The following is a 16339-nucleotide window of genomic DNA, read 5'->3' as shown; positions in this document are numbered from 1 at the left end:
CCGAATCAAATGTCCCTGCCCCGGTGCCCGCGCCGGCCCTGCCACCATGCCTCTTGTTAAACCGTCTTGCGTCCGCGATCTCCGCGCGCGGGTGAACATCGTCGATGTCATCTCGCGCAGCGTCACGCTGAAGAAAGCCGGCTCCCGCTTCAAAGGCCTCTGCCCCTTCCACCAAGAGAAGTCGCCGTCGTTTCACGTGAACGCCGACATGGGCGTCTACAAGTGCTTCGGCTGCGGCAAATCCGGCGACTTGATCACCTTTGTGCGCGAGACGGAGGGCCTGAACTTCATCGAAGCCGTCGAAGCCCTCGGCCAGCGCTTCAACATCCCCATCGAATACGAGGAGGGCGCCGGCCCCAGCCGGGAGGAACGTTCCCTGCGCCAAGAGCTTTTCGAGCTGCACGACATCGCCGCCCAACACTACCACGAAGCCTTCCGCGCCAAAAACGACACGGGCAATTGGATGCGGGATTATTGGGCCAAACAACGCCGTTTCTCCAATGAGCTAGCCGAGGATTTTAAAATCGGCGCCGCCGATGCCCACGGCAGCGACTTGGGCGCCCTCCTCCTTAAACGCGGTTTTTCCGAGGCCGCGCTCCGCCAGTGTGGGCTCTTCTTCATCTACGACGACGCCGCGGTGACCTTACGTTCGCTGCGCCCCCGCTTCCGCGGCCGATTGATGATCCCGATCCGCGACCATCAAGGCCGCGTGGTGGCCTTCACCGCCCGCCAGACCGAGCTCACGCCGGAAAACGATCCGGCCAAGGACGCCAAATACGTCAATTCCCCCGAGACCCCCATCTTCACCAAGGGCAACCTGCTCTTTAATCTCGATCGCGCCCGCACGCACGCCAAGGAGGAGCATCCCTTCGTTATGGTGGAGGGGCAACTCGACGCCCTCCGCTGCTGGAGCGTGGGCCTCAAAACCGCCATCGCCCCGCAAGGCACCGCCATCACCGACACCCAGCTCGCCTTGCTGCGCCGCTACCACAATCAGGTCGAATGCTTCTTCGACAGCGACGGGGCCGGCCAAAAAGCCGCCCTGCGTTTCCTGCCCATGGCCCTCAAAGCCGGCCTGGAGGTGCGCTTCCTCACCCTTAAAGGCGCCGAAAAACTCGATCCGGACCTGCTCTTCCTTGAACGCGGCCTCGCCGGCTACGACGCGGTGCGCGCCGACGCCGAATCGGCCATGGCCTTCGCCGCCCGCGCACTGCTCCCCGAAGGTTCCCAAGCCAACGCCGAGCGCAAAGCGGCCGTCGTGAATCCGTTGGCCGAGATCATCTTCGCCGCCGAGTCGGAAGTTGCCCGCGACGAGTTCATCCAGGAAGCCTCCCGCCACCTCGGCCTCTCATCGGTGGCACTGACCCGAGACTTTGAGCGCTTCCGCCAACGCGGCACCCGCTACTCCAGCCCCGCCCGCGAAGAGCCGCCACCCGAGCCACGACCATCCGGCCCGCAGACCATCTCTCCCGAGCACCACCTCCTTCTCCTCTGCTTACACTTTGAGCAGGTCGGCCCCCCCTTAAGCCACGCCCTCCCTCCGGAGTGGGTCGACGCCAACCACCCCGCCGGCGCGCTGCTCAACCGTGTCTTGGCCGAGTTTGAGCACGATGCTTGGCCTGGCGCCCAAAACCTGGCCGACAGCGATATTCTGGAAAGTGAGGCCGAAAAAGCCCTCATCGCCTCCCTGCTTTTCGACTCTCCGCAAATCGACGAACCGTTCAAGGCGGCCGAAGAAGGCCTGCAAAAGCTCAGAGAACGCGCCCTGCGGTTGCGCCTACGCCAAATAGAACTTGCTTTGTCGAAACCCGCTACGGAAATTCAGCCTGACGCATTTTCTCTGCTGAAAGAACGTCGAGAGCTCCAAGGACAGCTTCGTCAGCCCATCCGGTTGGCGCCGGCTGTCTAGTTTCATTTTCAATCCATGCCGCGCAAAGCAAAGTCAGCCTCCTCCTCCGCCCAATCCGAAGCCGTCGAAAAGGCCATCGACGCAACGAAGGGCAACTCGTCTGCTGCCGTCGACGCCGCCTCCAGCGGGGTCAACGAGCGCATCCGCCTGCTCATCCGCCTTTCCAAGGAGCAGGGTTACCTCACTTGGGACGACATCAACGAGGCGCTGCCCGAGTCCGTCGAGAACCAAGACGAATTTGATAACATTATTTCCATTCTCCAAAACTTGGAGATCGAGATCCTCGAGCCGGATCAGGTTGAGGACTACAAGCAGCGCATGGAGGAGGCCGAGGAGGAAGCCACCCGCACCTCCCAAAACGACATCCTCGATGACCCGGTGCGTATGTATCTCAAGCAGATGGGCCAGGTCCCGCTGCTGACCCGCGAGCAGGAAGTCGAGATTTCCAAGCGCATTGAAACCGCCGAACTCAACGCCCAGAGCGCCCTCTTCCAGGCCGCGATCGTGGGCGGTTACATCGGCGACCTCGGCGAAAAGCTCCTCACCCGCGAGGAACGCTTCGATCGCATCGTCATCGACAAAAAGATCGAGAGCCGCGACGCCTATTTCAAGGCCCTGCCCAAGCTGGTTGAGACGACCCAGCGCAGCGAAACCATGGTCGGCCAGTCCTGGGAAGAACTCCAGGGCGCCAAGAACGAAGCCGATCGCAAGAAGATCGGCACCAAGCACAAGAAGCGCGAGACCACCCTGCGGAACAACTTCCCGAAATTCTTCTTCAAGCTGAAGGTTTACGAGGAGTGGCTGGAGAATAAGCGCCCCGTGATCTCGGAGATCGAGCAGCTGCTCAACAAACTCGAGCGCGCCAAAAAGCCGAAAACCAAGCGCGACGCCGCCATCGACCCGAAGAAGGTTAAAGAGCGCCTCGCGGAACTCGAAAACGAGCTGCGCCTCGAGCCGGAACGTTTCCTCGAGATTGTCGAACAGACCTTCGTCCACGTCCGTGAGGCCCATCAGGCCAAGACCGAGATGGTGGAAGCCAATCTGCGTTTGGTGATCTCCATCGCCAAGAAATACACCAACCGCGGCCTCTCCTTCCTCGACCTCATTCAGGAGGGCAACATGGGCCTCATGAAGGCCGTGGAAAAATTCGAGTATCGCCGCGGCTACAAGTTCTCGACCTACGCCACGTGGTGGATTCGTCAGGCCATCACCCGCTCCATCGCCGATCAGGCCCGCACCATCCGCATTCCGGTGCACATGATCGAGACCCTCAACAAGGTCATGCAGGTGCAGAAGCAACTCCTCCAGGAATACGGTCATGAGCCCACTCCGGAAGAGGTCGCCGACGAGATGAACCTCCCGGTCGAGCGCGTGCAGCAGATCATGAAGATGGCCCAGCAGCCCATCTCCCTGCAGTCCCCCGTCGGTGACGGCGACGACACCTCCTTCGGTGACTTCATCGAGGATAAGTCCGCAGAGAATCCCTACGACATGACCGCCTACTCGCTGCTGCGCGAAAAGATCATCGACGTGCTCGACTCCCTCACGGAGCGCGAGCGCCGCGTGCTTTCGCTCCGCTTCGGCCTCGTCGACGGCTACAGCCGCACCCTCGAGGAAGTCGGCAAACAGTTTAAGGTCACCCGCGAACGTATCCGCCAGATCGAAGCCAAGGCCCTGCGCAAGATGCGTCACCCGACCCGCATCCGTCAGCTCCACGGTTTCTTCGATGCCGAGCAGCTCGACAACGCGCAGAACCTCATGAAGTTGGCCGTCAAGCCGGGCACCGTGCAAAACCTCGGTCGCCCGAACTGAGCGCGGTCCTCCTTCCTCCCTTGCTACGGCCTCCCCTGCGGCGTTAACTCCTTCCCACCATGAACGACTCCACCATGCTCGCCATGCCTCTCGGCGGCCCCGAAATGCTCATCATTCTCGGGATTGTGATCCTGCTCTTCGGAGCCAAAAAGCTCCCCGAGCTGGCCCGCGGTCTCGGTAAGGCCAAGAGCGAATTCCAGAAGGCCTCTCAGGAAGCCGAGAACGAGCTCAAGTCGGTGCAGGACGAGCCCAAAAAGTCGGCCGAAAACCCGCGTCAGACCACCACGCCTCCGGGCAACAACTGAGTCCGGTTTTCCCCGCTCTTCCTACTCTTTTCCCAACGCGTCGGCCCCCCGGCGCGTTTTTCTTTGCCCAAAATTCGCGCCACCAACCCGTTTAACGTATTTTCTGCTCGCAACGCCCTTGGTATAAGCGGTTTTACACTTTGACACCCCCGCCCCTCGGAGATTGTTTTCCGACGGCGGAAACGCGACCGACATGGCCCTGAAGCTCCTCTCCCACTTCTCCAACGACATCGGCATCGACCTCGGCACGGCCAACACGCTGGTCTATTTGAAGGACCGCGGCATCGTCCTCCGAGAACCGTCCGTGGTCGCACTCGACGCTGGCACCCGCAAAGTCCGCGCCGTCGGTGCCGACGCCAAGCGCATGTTGGGACGCACGCCGGGCAACATCACCGCCATCCGTCCGATGAAAGACGGCGTCATCGCCGACTTCGATGTGACCGAGGCGATGCTGCGCTACTTCATCCGCAAGGTGAACAGCAACAGCTTCCGCGTCTCCCCGCGCGTCGTCATCGCCATCCCTTCCGGCATCACCGAGGTGGAAAAACGCGCCGTCAAAGACAGCGCCATGCACGCCGGTGCCCGCGACGTCATCACCATTCCCGAACCCATGGCCGCCGCCATCGGTGTCGGTCTGCCGATCGATGAACCCGCCGCCAACATGATCGTCGACATCGGCGGTGGCACCACCGAGATCGCCATCATTTCCCTTTCCGGCATCGTGTTCTCCAAGTCCATCCGCGTGGCTGGCGACGAGATCGACGGCGCCATCGTCAACTACATGAAGCGGGCCTACAATCTCCTCATCGGTGAGCGCACCGCGGAGGAAATCAAACTGCGCCTCGGTTCCGCCTACCCGCTCGATGACGAGCTCACCATGGAGGTGAAGGGTCGCGATTCCGTCGCCGGTCTGCCCAAGACGATCCACATCACTTCGCAGGAAATCCGCGAAGCACTCAGCGACACCATGTCCGCCATCGTGGACGCCGTGCGCAGCGCGCTCGAACGCTGCCCGCCCGAACTTTCCGCCGACCTCGTTGACCGTGGTTTTGTCATGGCCGGTGGTGGTGCCCTCATCCGCGGCATCGACCGTCTGCTCAGCGAAAAAACCGGCCTGCCCGTGACGATCGCCGATGACCCGCTCTCAGCCGTGGCCAATGGCACCGGCGCCGTGCTCAGCGACCTCAACTGGGTCCTGCAACACAGCTGAGTTTCATCGTCGGTTCACCCGGGCTTGTCAGCGCGACAAGCGCCCGTCACGACTTACGGGTTTACCGTAACCTGTGCCCGACCGTCGCTTCGATCAGACCAAACCGTTTATCACCCTGGGGGTGCTCCTCATGGTGTGGCTGGTTCTGCCGACCATCCTGAAGCGCTCCACCCGCGACGGTTTCTACGAGATGCAGGCGCCGATCGATGTGAGCGCCTCCTACCTGCGCGAACTGCAGGATTATTGGGCGATGCGCACCCGCTCGAAGCACGACATCATTGCGGCCTACAACGACCTTGGCGGCGTCGTCTCCAAATACGCCCACGCCGCCGAGCGCAACGCCGAGCTGCGCCGCGAGGTCGCCCGCCTCGAGGCCTTGTTGAGCCTGCCCTCCTTCGACAGCTACCGCAGCGAACCGGCCCGGGTCGTCAGTCGCGACCTCAACGGCTGGTGGCAACGTCTCGTGGTGCGCAAGGGCGAGAACTACAACATTCCCGTCGGCGCGCCCGTCATTTTCGTCGGCGGTGTGGTCGGCCGCGTCTCCGAAGTGCACGCCACCACTGCGGTGGTCGATATGATCAGCAGCCCCAATGTTCGCCTCGCCGCATCCTTCGAGGGCGACGATCGTCCAATCAGTTTCCAAGGTGGCGCCAACCCGCCCTTCACCCGGCCGCACGCCGTCGTCGAATTTGTCCCGCTCGATCTTTACGCCACCGCCGCCGATCCGCACCCGTTGGTGACGTCCGGCCTCGGCGGCGTGTTCCCCCGCGGCCTTCGCCTCGGCTCCGTCGTGCAACTCGATCCCAGCCCGGACGGGCTGTTCAAAACAGGTCGCGTCACCCTCGATCCCCGGCTCAACGAGATCACTGCCGTCACCATTCTGGTGCCCATCACCGCGCCGTGAGAATTCGTCCCAGCCATCGCCGCACCGCGGTCGTTTTTCTCTGCGGACTCCTCCTTTTCGCTCTCGCCCGGCAACTCAACCACAGCCTCGGCGCCTGGGGACTCTCCGTTTGGTTCGGCGGCCTGCTGGTCGCGTTTCCCGCGCTGCGTCTCGCCCCGCAACAGGGTTTCAACACCTGCTTTCTACTCGGCCTGCTGCTCGACGCCACCAATCCCCTGCCCTTCGGCCTGCTCGCTTTCCTTTTCAGCGTAAGCCACCTCGTCATCGTGCGTCTGCGCAGCCGCCTGGCCGCCAGCGAGGTCCTGATCGGTATCGTGGTCGCGTTGATCACCAACCTGATCCTCTACCTCATCGTGACCTTCACGGTGCTGGCCGGATCGCCCGATGCGCCCTTCTCCGGTCTGCGCTTTCTCACCGACCTGATCTTCTCCCAACTGCTCCTCGCCCTCCTCGCGCCGTGGTTCTTCGCCCTGCAGGAAAAAGCCTTGTTGATCGCGCGGGTTGGTTTGCGTGACGAGCCGTCTGCCACGATATAAAGGCAGGCATGGCGGACTTCATTTCAGACGGACCTCGCGGCATGGTTGAGACCCACAAGGGTCGCGACACGCGGCTGCAGTTTTTCTACCTGCCCCTCGCCATCGGCTTCATCTACCTCGCCGCCGGTTTGATCTACCAACAGGCCCTGCGCTCCGATCTCGCCCACGAGCAGGAGAAGGTCCAAAGCCAGCGCCGCATCCTCGTGCCCGGGCCGCGCGGCAACATCTACGATCGCGAAGGCCGCCTGCTCGTCGGCAACCGCCCGCGCTTCTCCGCCGTGCTCTACCTCGAAGAGCTGCGCACCGAAATCTATCGCGAGTATCTCACCATCCGCCGCGCCTACCGCGAGGCCAACGACGTGGAGGCCCCCACCGCCGGGCAGATGCAGGAGATCGCCCGCTTCACCGTCGTCGACCGCTACCTGCAGATCGTCAACCGCGCCCTCGGCCGCACCAACGAGCTCAACGCCCGGGAGCTGCGCAATCACTTCAACGCGCAGCGCATGCTGCCCTACTCCCTCATCGAGGATCTCCAACCCGAGGAATACTCGCGCCTGCTGGAGCAGTTGCCGGTCAACTCGCCGCTCCAGGTCTACACCACCAACAAGCGCCACTACCCCTACGGCCAAACTGCCGCCCACGTGCTCGGCTACGTTTCCGCCAATCGCGACATCCAGATCGACGAGGAATTCCCCGGCGCCGACCTCATGACCTTCAACATGGTCGGCGCGGTCGGTCGCAGCGGCCTCGAATCCGAATACGAAGAGAAACTCCACGGCGAAGCCGGCGGCACCATCTACCGCGTCGACCCGCTCGGTTACCGCGTCGAATCCCTCGAGCGCCGCCTGCCCGTCCAAGGCGACAACATCGTCACCAGCCTCGACATCGACCTCCAGCTCGCCGCCGAAAAACGCCTGCTCGAATACGAGATGGCCGCCTCAGCCGTCGCCGTCGACGTCAACACCGGCGAGGTCCTCGTCATGGCCAGCCTGCCAGCCTACGATCTCAACGACTTCGCTCCCAGCCTTTCCCAAGCCGTCGCCGACGACATCAACGCTCGCGGTGCCTGGCTCAACCGGCCCATTCAGGGCCTCTACCCGCCGGGCTCCTCCTTCAAGATTCTTGTTTCACTCGCCGGCATGCGCGCCGGCACCCTCGTGCCCGACTCCGAGTTCAATTGCGGCGGCTACTACCGCGTCGGACGCCGCCTCTTTCCCTGCCACGATGGCCACGCCCACGGCGAGATCGGCCTGCGCACCGCCATCTCCAAAAGCTGCAACGTGTTCTATTACCACTACGGCCTGGAGACCGGCGCCGACGCCATCGCCGCCGAGGCGCGCCGCTTCGGTTTCGGCGACCGCACCGGCATCGAACTGCCGCACGAGAGCGGCGGCACCCTCGTCCCCGACCCGCAATGGAAGCGCCAACGCTACAACCAATCGTGGGTGCCCGGCGACACGGCCAACCTTTCGATCGGCCAAGGCTACATGCTCGTCTCGCCCCTGCAGATGGCGACCTTCATGGCCTCGGTTGCCCGCGGCCAGACCCGCACCGCTCCGCACATGCTGCACGATCCGGAACGCCCGACGCAGTCCACTGAACCAATCGGCCTCTCGCCGGCGAGCTACGCCGCCATTTTGGAAGGCATGGAGGAGTGCACCATCAGCGGCACCTCGCGCACCTCCTTCACCACCATCAAATCGATGCAAATTCCGGGTCTGCGCGTCGCGGGCAAAACCGGCACCGCCCAAAAACGCACGCCCGAGGGCACGGTTAACTTTGCGTGGTTCATCTGCTTCGCCCCGATCGAGCGTCCCCAAGTCGCCATCGCCGTGATGGTGGAAGGAGACCGCCCCGGCGAAGAAACCGGCGGCGGCACCTACTCCGCGCCGGTCGCCCGCGACATCCTCGCCAAGTGGGCGGAAAAACACCCCGAGCTCATCCCGCCACCGCCTACGCCGGTCCTCGATGGCAGCGGCGTGGCGGCGCGGTGAGCGTCAACAGAACAACGCTGACTTACTTGCCGAGCACTTCGCGGTTGGCGCGGATCAAGGCCAGTCGTTGATCCACACAACCCCGCGTGGTGAGGCCGTCTTCCGGCGTGTTGAGACACCAGTCGACCAACTTGTCGACAGTGCTGCGCACCACGTAACAACGCGTGTCGGAAGCACCGTAATAGATGAAGACCGTGCCGTCGGGCATCTCGACCCAGCCGTTGCAGAAGGCGACGTTCGACACGTCACCCACCCGTTCCGTGCCGCGCGGCGCGATGAGGTGACCGCCCGGACGCGCGATGATTTTGGACGGGTCATCGAGGTCGGCCATGAACATGTAGCACACGTAACGCAGACCCGCCGCACAGCCGCGCACGCCGTGGGCGATGTGCAGCCAGCCGTGCTTGGTTTTGATCGGGGCCGGACCCGCGCCGTTTTTGACCTCCTTGATCGTGTGGTAGGTGCGGGAATCGATGATCTTCTCCTTCCCGGTTTTGCCCTTGGTGATGTCCTTCATCAGGGTCCAGCCGATGCCGCCACCGGAACCGACATCGATGAAGCCGTCCATCGGGCGCGTGTAGAAGGCATACTTGCCGTCGATGAACTCGGGGTGCAGCACGACGTTGCGCTGCTGCGACGACGGGGTCTTCAGATTTGGCAGACGCTCCCAGACTTTGAAGTCCTTGGTGCGCACGATGCCGGCCTGCGCCACCGCCGACGAAAGATCGCCGGGCGCCGCATTCGGGTCCTTCGATTCCGAGCAGAAGATGCCGTAAATCCAGCCGTCCTCGTGAAACACAACGCGCATGTCGTAGAGGTTGGTCTCACCCGCGATCTCCGGGATGTCGCAGGGCTCGTCCCAGAACTTGAAGTTCGAAACACCGTCCTTGCTCTCCGCGATGGCGAAGAAGCTCTTGCGGTCGGCCCCCTCCACGCGCGCCACCATATGCGGTTTGCCCTTCCAGAGGAAGGCACCCGGATTGTAGGCCCCACCCACGCCGAGGCGCTCCATGAAGTAGGGATTGGTTTCCGGGTTAAAATCGTAACGCCACTCCAGCGGCACGTGATGGGCCGTGAGCACCGGATTCTGGAAGCGCTCGAACACGCCGTTGACCCATTCCGTATCCACCGGATTGGGACGCTTCAAAAACGCCTTGTGCTGGGCGCGCACCGCTTTCACGCGCGCGGCAAACGTGTTCTTCTTCGAGCTATCTTTGGTCTTTTTCATGACTGCGGGAGGGTGGGGTTGATGGTGGAGAAAAATCAGAGTCCGGCCATGGCGTTGAGTCGCGCCACCGCTTCAAGCGCGGCCCGGCCGTTGTGATAGGGACACTTCCAGAAGCCGGCTTTTTCGAATTCCGGAATCACGTCCCCGCCGCGCGTCACGCCGCGAAACCACTCACCGCCCTCGGCATCGATGAGGTGTTTTTCAATAAAGTCCCACGAGCGCAGCGCCGCCTGCGTGTAACGGTCGTCGCCCGAGAGTTGCCCGGCGACCAGAAAGCCCACCAGCGCCTCGGCCTGCGGCCACCACTCCTTGCGGTCGTCGGTGAGCCCGCGTGGATCACCTTCGTTGAATACGCCGCCGTCGGCATCGACGCCTTCCGCCTGCGTGATGTCGGCCATCTTCAGCACCACCGCCAGCACGCGTCCACTCAGCCCATCGTCGCCGAGCGCACAGGCGGCGTCCCACAGCAGCCACGCCGCTTCAATGTCGTGGCCGTAGGAAAAGCGGTCGGTCGTCGGCTGCCAGTCCGCCGTAAAAAACAAACTGAGGTGCTGCGTCGCCGGATTCAGCACGCGGTCCAACATCACCTCCACCAGCGTAAACAAGGCCGTGCGCAGCCGCTCGTCCGGCCACACCCGCAACAGGTTGGTGTAGGCCTCCATGATGTGCAGCAACGTGTTCTGCGACTTCGGATCGTTCTGATCCACCTCGCTCAAGCGCATGTCCTCGATCGGCGTCCAGTCGCGCGCGAAGGCTTCAAAGTAACCGCCGTGCTCCGGGTCCTTGGCGTGCTGCTCGATCACCTCGAACACTGCCTGCGCCCGCTCCAACGGCTCCGCCAATCCGGTGGCACGGTGATACTCCGCCAGCGCGTAGATCGCGAAGGCCTGCCCATACACCTGCTTGCGCGTGCGCTCCGGACTCCCGTCCGGTTTGATCGACCAGTAAAACCCGCCGTGCTCAGCATCGGCAAAACGGGTAATCAAGTCGGCATACGCCAGGTCCGTCACCTGCCGGTAGGCAGCCTCGTCGTAGACCCGCAGCGCCGCGGCATACGTCCACAACACCCGCGTGGTCAGCAGCGCGCCCCGGGGCTTGCTATCGTCAACCGTCAGGTCCGTCGCCAATTCCGCGTGCAGCGTGCCCTGCTCCCAGTTGACGACGTGCTCAATCCAGAAGGGTAAGATATTTTGCCGCAGATCGGCTTCGATGCGCTGACGGTAGGAGGCGAGGGTTTGGGGTTCCATGGGAGAGGATCAGCCTCCCCCGCCCGCCCCGGCCGGGTCAAAGCGCTTCTGCTGGAATATCTTTTCTTCGTGTTGAGATATCTTGCCCCGTCCGATCGGGCTCAGAGCCCCTGCATGAAGCCAAAAACCCGATCGTCCAGATCCGGCAGACCTTCGTGCTCATAATCCGGATACAGCACGATTTCCTTCTCGCCGCCCAACTTGTTGTAGACCGCAAACTGGGAACTCGGCGGGCAGATTTGATCCATCATGCCGGTAAACATGAGCACCTTGGCCTCCACCCGCGGGGCCAAATGCTGGATGTCAATGTAGCCGAGTTTCGTGAAGATCGCTTCCGCGCGTTCGTGGCGCGGGTCGAATTTGCGCAGGAAATACCGCAGCTCCTCGTAGGCCCCCTGGGCGAGATCCATGTCCCACACCCGCCGGTAGTCGGCCAGGAAGGGATACACCGGCGCGGCCAGTTTGATGCGAGGCTCGAGCGCCGCACAGGCCACCGTCAGCCCGCCGCCCTGGGACGCGCCGGTCGCGCCCACTCGTGCGGCGTCGACTTCGGCAAAGCCCATCACGATGCGGGCGAGCAGTGCCGTATCCAAAAACATGGCACGGAAGAGCAGTCGGGTCGGGTCCGGATCATCGAGGCCGCGCACAAACTGACCGCGCAGGGTCATGCCTTTGGCGCCGCCCAGATCCTCGGACTTGCCGCCCTGCCCACGGCAATCCATCGCGGCGACCGCAAAGCCGGCCGAGGCCAGTCCCACCAATTCCATCCAGTCGCCGCTGTAGTGCGAATAGCCATGGAATTTCAGCACCGCCGGAATCTCCCCGTCGCGCTGCCGCGGCCGCAGGTATTTGGCGTAGATGCGCGAGCCGCCCACCCCGGTGAACCACAGGTCGAAACACTCCACCAGCGGATGATTCAGCGTGCCGTTGGGCGTCAGCTCCACCTGCGGATCATGCGCGTCGAGTTCCGCCAGGGCGGTGTCCCAATACGCTTCAAAATCCGCCGGCCGCGGATTGGTGCCTTGGTAGGTCTTCAGACGATCGAGCGGAAAATCAAAAGCAGGCATGACAGGAATGGGTTAACCACAGATGAACACAGATAGACACAGATTTTTTAGCCATCGGCCCAATCGAATCTGTGTTCATCTGTGTCCATCTGTGGTTAAACAAAAACCGCCTCCCGGGAGTGGAAGGCGGTTTCTAAGTTATTGATAGATCGATCGTTTAGCGCAGGTCGAAGCGGTCGGCGTTCATGACCTTCGTCCAGGCTTTCACGAAGTCCTTCACGAACTTCTCGCCGGAGTCGCTCTCGGCGTAAACCTCGGCGACGGCGCGCAGCTGCGAGTTGGAACCGAAGACCAGATCGACGCGGGTGGCCGTCCACTTCACGTCGCCGGTTTCACGGTCGCACACTTCGAAGATCTGCTCGTCACCGGTGGTCGGCTTCATCACATGAGCCATCTCGAGCAGGTTGACGAAGAAGTCGGTGGTGAGGGTCTCCGGGCGATCGGTGAAGACGCCGTGCTGGGACTTGCCGTGGTTGGCGTTGAGGGCGCGCATGCCGCCCACCAGCACCGTCATCTCCGGCGCGGTGAGGCCGAGGAGCTGGGCCTTGTCGACGAGCAGTTGCTCGGCCGGAATCGTGTAGCGGGACTTCAGGTAGTTGCGGAAACCGTCAGCGATCGGCTCCATGACCTCAAAGGCCTCCACGTCGGTCTGCTCCTGCGAGCAATCGGTGCGACCCGGCGCGAACGGCACCTCGATCTCGACGCCGGCCTTCTTGGCGGCGGCTTCGACTGCGGCACTGCCACCGAGCACAATGAGGTCGGCGATGGAGACCTTCTTGCCGTCGGTCTGCGCGCCGTTGAACTCGGCCTGCACGGCTTCGAGCACTTTGAGCACCTTGGCCAGACGGGCCGGCTGGTTGGCTTCCCAATCCTTCTGCGGGGCGAGACGGATGCGGGCACCGTTGGCACCACCGCGTTTGTCTGAACCACGGAAGGTCGAGGCAGAGGACCAGGCGACCGAAACGAGCTCGGAAATCGACAGACCCGAATCGAGAAGCTTGGCCTTCAGCGCGGTCACGTCGGACGCGTCAATCAGCGGATGGTCGACCGCCGGGATCGGATCCTGCCAGAGCAGGTCTTCCGCCGGCACTTCCGGTCCGAGGTAGAGGCTCTTCGGGCCCATGTCGCGGTGGGTGAGCTTAAACCAGGCGCGGGCAAAGGCGTCGGCAAACGCGTCGGGGTTCTCAAAGAAACGGCGGGAGATCTTCTCGTAGGCCGGATCGAAGCGCAGCGACAGGTCGGTCGTGAGCATGGTCGGACGCTGTTTCTTGGCCGGATCAAAAGCGTGCGGCACGGTCTCCGCGGCGTCCTTGGCCACCCACTGGTGGGCGCCAGCCGGGCTCTTCTCGAGTTCCCATTCGTAGCCGAAGAGGTTTTCGAAGAAGTTGTTGCTCCACTTGGTCGGCGTGGTCGTCCAGGTGACTTCGAGGCCGCTGGTGATGGCGTGCGCGCCTTTGCCGCTGCCAAAACTGTTGGTCCAGCCGAGGCCCTGCTCGGTGATGTCGGCCGCCTCCGGCTCGAGGCCCACGTGGTCGGCCGGAGCCGCGCCGTGGGTTTTGCCGAAGGTGTGACCACCGGCGATGAGCGCGACGGTTTCCTCGTCGTTCATGGCCATGCGGGCAAAGGTCTCGCGGATGTCCTTGGCGGCGAGCAACGGATCGGGGTTACCGTCCGGACCTTCCGGGTTCACGTAGATGAGGCCCATCTGCACGGCGGCGAGCGGGTTCTCGAGATCGCGATCGCCGGAGTAGCGGCTGTTGGGCTGGTCGCTGGTCGCGAGCCAGATCTCTTCGGCGCCCCAGTAGACGTCCTCTTCCGGCTCCCACACGTCGGCACGACCGCCGCCGAAACCGAAGGTCTTGAAGCCCATCGACTCGAGCGCGCAATTGCCGGCGAGGATCAACAGATCGGCCCAGGAGAGCTTCTTGCCATACTTCTGCTTGATCGGCCAGAGGAGGCGGCGGGCCTTGTCGAGGTTGACGTTGTCCGGCCAGCTGTTGAGCGGGGCAAAACGTTGCTGACCCGCGCCCGCGCCACCGCGGCCGTCACCGGTGCGGTAGGTGCCCGCGCTGTGCCAGGCCATGCGGATGAAGAACGGACCGTAGTGCCCGAAGTCGGCCGGCCACCACTCCTGCGAGTCGGTCATCAGCGCGTAGAGGTCTTCCTTCACCGCCTTAAGATCGAGGGTCTTGAAGGCCGCCGCGTAGTCGAAATCCGGATCCATCGGATCGGAAAGCGCCGACTGCTGGTGCAGCATCTTGAGGTTGAGTTGGTTGGGCCACCAGTCGCGGTTGGAGCGACCGCCGGACGTGGTGGGTTTGGCGCCGCCGCCGTGCAAGTGGTGGAAGGGGCACTGGCCGCCGCCGTCGGTTTCTGGGTGATGCGAATCCATAAAGGTGTGGGTAAGTTGGTGGGTTACAGTAGAAGCGAAAAGGGCCCGAACCAAGGGGGAGTCGGCCCCGTCAAAGCAATGGGTCGACGAGTTTGAGCGAGTTCGGCAAGCCCGCAAAGCGTATCCGAACTTTTGCGGCACTTTTCGGCGCGGAACCGTTGCTAGAACACCCGCACCGCCGAGCGCTGGCCCGCATCGATCGCGCGGCCGGTGCTTTCCGCCGGCAAAGCCACCGGACCGAGGAAACGGCCCTCCGCATCAAATTCGCCGATGCCCGCTCCGGCCGCGGCCGGCAGGGGCACGTAATACCGTTGCCGGTTGCTGTCGTAGGCCAACGAGGTCGCCGTCACCACTCGATCAAAACGCACCGTGGCCACCGGCGTCACTTCGTCGGCGTAAGCCACCACACTGCCGTCGTCGGCGTAGAGCACGAGCAGCCGGTCGTTCACCTGATCCCACGCCAGACCACCGATCGGGCGCGTCGTGTCGCCGGGCCGCACGCCGTCGAGCACGTCGCCGTAGCGGGTCACTTTGCCCACCAGGCCCGGCTCTGGCATCGCCGCGTAAACCATGCGGTTGAACGCCCGCACCGCGAGGTCGAGCGAGGCCGCGCCCTCCGTGCCGAACGCCGCGGGCAGCTCGTAACGATACCACTCCTTGCGCTCCGATCGTTTGATCGTGAGCAGCTCATCCCCCGGGGCCAAACGCAGCCAAATGTAGTCGGTGTTGTATTCGTAACCGAGCCCGATCACCCGCTCATCAGACTGCAGAAATCCCTCCAGCACGTCGTGCCGCCCGCCCTCCAGATCGCGGTCGACGATCGCGCCCCCCGCCGGTCCCGCCAGATACAGGTGCGTGGGTCCCTGCGTCGCACAACCGGTGAGTCCTATTGTCAGCACGGCCAGCGCGCCCCAGCATGATGCAGCTTTGTTCCCCATGTATCCCCACCACCAAGACACCCTCGCCGCCGTCGAGCGAGTCTTCGCTGACGATCCTGAAGTCATCGCCCTGCTCCTCGGCGGCTCCATCGCTCACGGCTACGCCCGCGAAACCTCCGACGTCGACATCATGATCGTCATCTCGTCCGAGGCCTACGCGCGCCGCCAAGCCGAAGACGCCACGCTCTACCTGAACTTCGAGCTCAGCACCTACGAGGGCGGTTACGTCGACGGCAAATACCTCGATCACGCGTTCCTCCAACAGGTCGCCGAACGCGGCAGCGAAGCCGCCCGCTTTGCGTTTAAGGACGCGCAGATCGTCTTCAGCCGCGACGACAACCTCCCTGCCCTCCTGGCGCAAATCACCCGTTACCCGGTCGAAAAACAAGAGGCCAACATCCGTCGTTTCCTCGCCCAAATGAACGCTTGGAAATGGATGGCCGGCGAAGGTCGCAAACATGGCAACCGCTACCTGATTTCGCGCGCCGTCGATAACTTCATCCTCTTTGCCTGCCGCGTTATCCTCGCCCACAACCAGCGCCTCTACCCCTTCCACAAATGGATGCTGCGCGAGGTCGAGCGTTGCCCGGATCGCCCAGCCGATCTGCTGACGCGCATGGATCGCCTCCTCGACACCCACGCCGCCGACGAGATGGAAGCGATCTTCACCGCCGTCAAAGCCACCACGCCCGTCACCTTCGACGATCCCACCTGGGGCCGTTGGTTCCTGCGCGACAGCGAGCAGAATTGGCTGCATCACGAACCGCCCGTGGCCGACCTCTGAACCGGTTTGCAGC

General features: G+C 63.2%; 13 protein-coding genes. 8 read left to right on the top strand and 5 right to left on the bottom strand.

Going from position 1 to position 16339, the window contains the following annotated elements:
- Positions 1 to 46 precede the first annotated feature (46 nt).
- The 7 genes from dnaG to mrdA all read left to right on the top strand — a co-directional run bounded on the left by dnaG (position 47) and on the right by mrdA (position 8670).
- On the top strand, positions 47 to 1909 hold the full coding sequence (gene dnaG, locus K1X11_RS21550; protein WP_221030428.1) for a DNA primase: 1863 nt from the start codon (positions 47 to 49) through the stop codon (positions 1907 to 1909).
- A 15-nt stretch (positions 1910 to 1924) separates the two neighbouring features.
- A complete protein-coding gene (gene rpoD / locus K1X11_RS21545; RefSeq protein ID WP_221030429.1) occupies positions 1925 to 3721 on the top strand; it encodes an RNA polymerase sigma factor RpoD in 1797 nt (598 codons plus the stop codon).
- 59 nt (positions 3722 to 3780) lie between these two features.
- Positions 3781 to 4026, top strand: coding sequence for a twin-arginine translocase TatA/TatE family subunit (tatA, locus tag K1X11_RS21540; protein WP_221030430.1), 246 nt, complete (start codon positions 3781 to 3783; stop codon positions 4024 to 4026).
- Between the two features lie 193 nt (positions 4027 to 4219).
- Entirely contained in the window at positions 4220 to 5236 is a 1017-nt protein-coding gene (locus K1X11_RS21535) for a rod shape-determining protein (protein WP_221030431.1), read from the top strand.
- Between the two features lie 73 nt (positions 5237 to 5309).
- Positions 5310 to 6140, top strand: a complete 831-nt coding sequence (gene mreC / locus K1X11_RS21530) for a rod shape-determining protein MreC (RefSeq protein WP_221030432.1) — start codon at positions 5310 to 5312, stop codon at positions 6138 to 6140.
- Positions 6137 to 6676 carry a rod shape-determining protein MreD gene (mreD, locus tag K1X11_RS21525; RefSeq protein WP_221030433.1) on the top strand — a complete coding sequence of 180 codons (540 nt, stop codon included), beginning with the start codon at positions 6137 to 6139 and terminating at the stop codon, positions 6674 to 6676. Before mreC ends, mreD begins: the two co-directional genes overlap by 4 nt.
- Before the next feature lie 41 nt (positions 6677 to 6717).
- A complete protein-coding gene (gene mrdA, locus K1X11_RS21520; protein WP_225919353.1) occupies positions 6718 to 8670 on the top strand; it encodes a penicillin-binding protein 2 in 1953 nt (650 codons plus the stop codon).
- Positions 8671 to 8692: 22 nt separating this feature from the next.
- Here the strand turns inward: mrdA and K1X11_RS21515 are convergent, their stop codons facing one another.
- The 5 genes from K1X11_RS21515 to K1X11_RS21495 form a co-directional block, all read right to left on the bottom strand.
- Positions 8693 to 9898 (bottom strand): glycoside hydrolase family 130 protein, encoded by a 1206-nt coding sequence (locus K1X11_RS21515; protein WP_221030435.1) that lies wholly within the window; start codon positions 9896 to 9898, stop codon positions 8693 to 8695.
- A 35-nt stretch (positions 9899 to 9933) separates the two neighbouring features.
- On the bottom strand, positions 9934 to 11145 hold the full coding sequence (locus tag K1X11_RS21510) for an AGE family epimerase/isomerase (RefSeq protein WP_221030436.1): 1212 nt from the start codon (positions 11143 to 11145) through the stop codon (positions 9934 to 9936).
- Between the two features lie 101 nt (positions 11146 to 11246).
- The gene (locus K1X11_RS21505; protein WP_221030437.1) at positions 11247 to 12212 is read right to left on the bottom strand and encodes an acetylxylan esterase; all 966 of its coding nucleotides are present in this window, start codon (positions 12210 to 12212) and stop codon (positions 11247 to 11249) included.
- A 157-nt stretch (positions 12213 to 12369) separates the two neighbouring features.
- On the bottom strand, positions 12370 to 14604 hold the full coding sequence (gene katG / locus K1X11_RS21500) for a catalase/peroxidase HPI (protein ID WP_221030438.1): 2235 nt from the start codon (positions 14602 to 14604) through the stop codon (positions 12370 to 12372).
- Between the two features lie 161 nt (positions 14605 to 14765).
- The gene (locus K1X11_RS21495; RefSeq protein ID WP_221030439.1) at positions 14766 to 15542 is read right to left on the bottom strand and encodes a hypothetical protein; all 777 of its coding nucleotides are present in this window, start codon (positions 15540 to 15542) and stop codon (positions 14766 to 14768) included.
- Between K1X11_RS21495 and K1X11_RS21490 the strand changes: the two genes are divergently transcribed.
- On the top strand, positions 15541 to 16326 hold the full coding sequence (locus tag K1X11_RS21490) for a nucleotidyltransferase domain-containing protein (RefSeq protein ID WP_221030440.1): 786 nt from the start codon (positions 15541 to 15543) through the stop codon (positions 16324 to 16326). The two genes, K1X11_RS21495 and K1X11_RS21490, sit on opposite strands and share 2 nt — an antisense overlap.
- Positions 16327 to 16339: the final 13 nt, after the last annotated feature.

Origin of the sequence: Actomonas aquatica, from assembly GCF_019679435.2 — a bacterium.
Lineage (GTDB): Bacteria > Verrucomicrobiota > Verrucomicrobiia > Opitutales > Opitutaceae > Actomonas > Actomonas aquatica.
This window is presented reverse-complemented; position numbering and strand designations above follow the sequence as displayed.

Bases quoted from the DNA above. Each gene is read 5' to 3' on its own strand.
- katG (WP_221030438.1), bottom strand. From the start codon at position 14,604: ATGGATTCGCATCACCCAGAAACCGACGGCGGCGGCCAGTGCCCCTTC.
- tatA (WP_221030430.1), top strand. From the start codon at position 3,781: ATGAACGACTCCACCATGCTCGCCATGCCTCTCGGCGGCCCCGAAATG.
- K1X11_RS21535 (WP_221030431.1), top strand. From the start codon at position 4,220: ATGGCCCTGAAGCTCCTCTCCCACTTCTCCAACGACATCGGCATCGAC.
- rpoD (WP_221030429.1), top strand. From the start codon at position 1,925: ATGCCGCGCAAAGCAAAGTCAGCCTCCTCCTCCGCCCAATCCGAAGCC.
- dnaG (WP_221030428.1), top strand. From the start codon at position 47: ATGCCTCTTGTTAAACCGTCTTGCGTCCGCGATCTCCGCGCGCGGGTG.
- mrdA (WP_225919353.1), top strand. From the start codon at position 6,718: ATGGTTGAGACCCACAAGGGTCGCGACACGCGGCTGCAGTTTTTCTAC.
- K1X11_RS21490 (WP_221030440.1), top strand. From the start codon at position 15,541: ATGTATCCCCACCACCAAGACACCCTCGCCGCCGTCGAGCGAGTCTTC.
- K1X11_RS21510 (WP_221030436.1), bottom strand. From the start codon at position 11,145: ATGGAACCCCAAACCCTCGCCTCCTACCGTCAGCGCATCGAAGCCGAT.
- K1X11_RS21495 (WP_221030439.1), bottom strand. From the start codon at position 15,542: ATGGGGAACAAAGCTGCATCATGCTGGGGCGCGCTGGCCGTGCTGACA.
- K1X11_RS21505 (WP_221030437.1), bottom strand. From the start codon at position 12,212: ATGCCTGCTTTTGATTTTCCGCTCGATCGTCTGAAGACCTACCAAGGC.
- K1X11_RS21515 (WP_221030435.1), bottom strand. From the start codon at position 9,898: ATGAAAAAGACCAAAGATAGCTCGAAGAAGAACACGTTTGCCGCGCGC.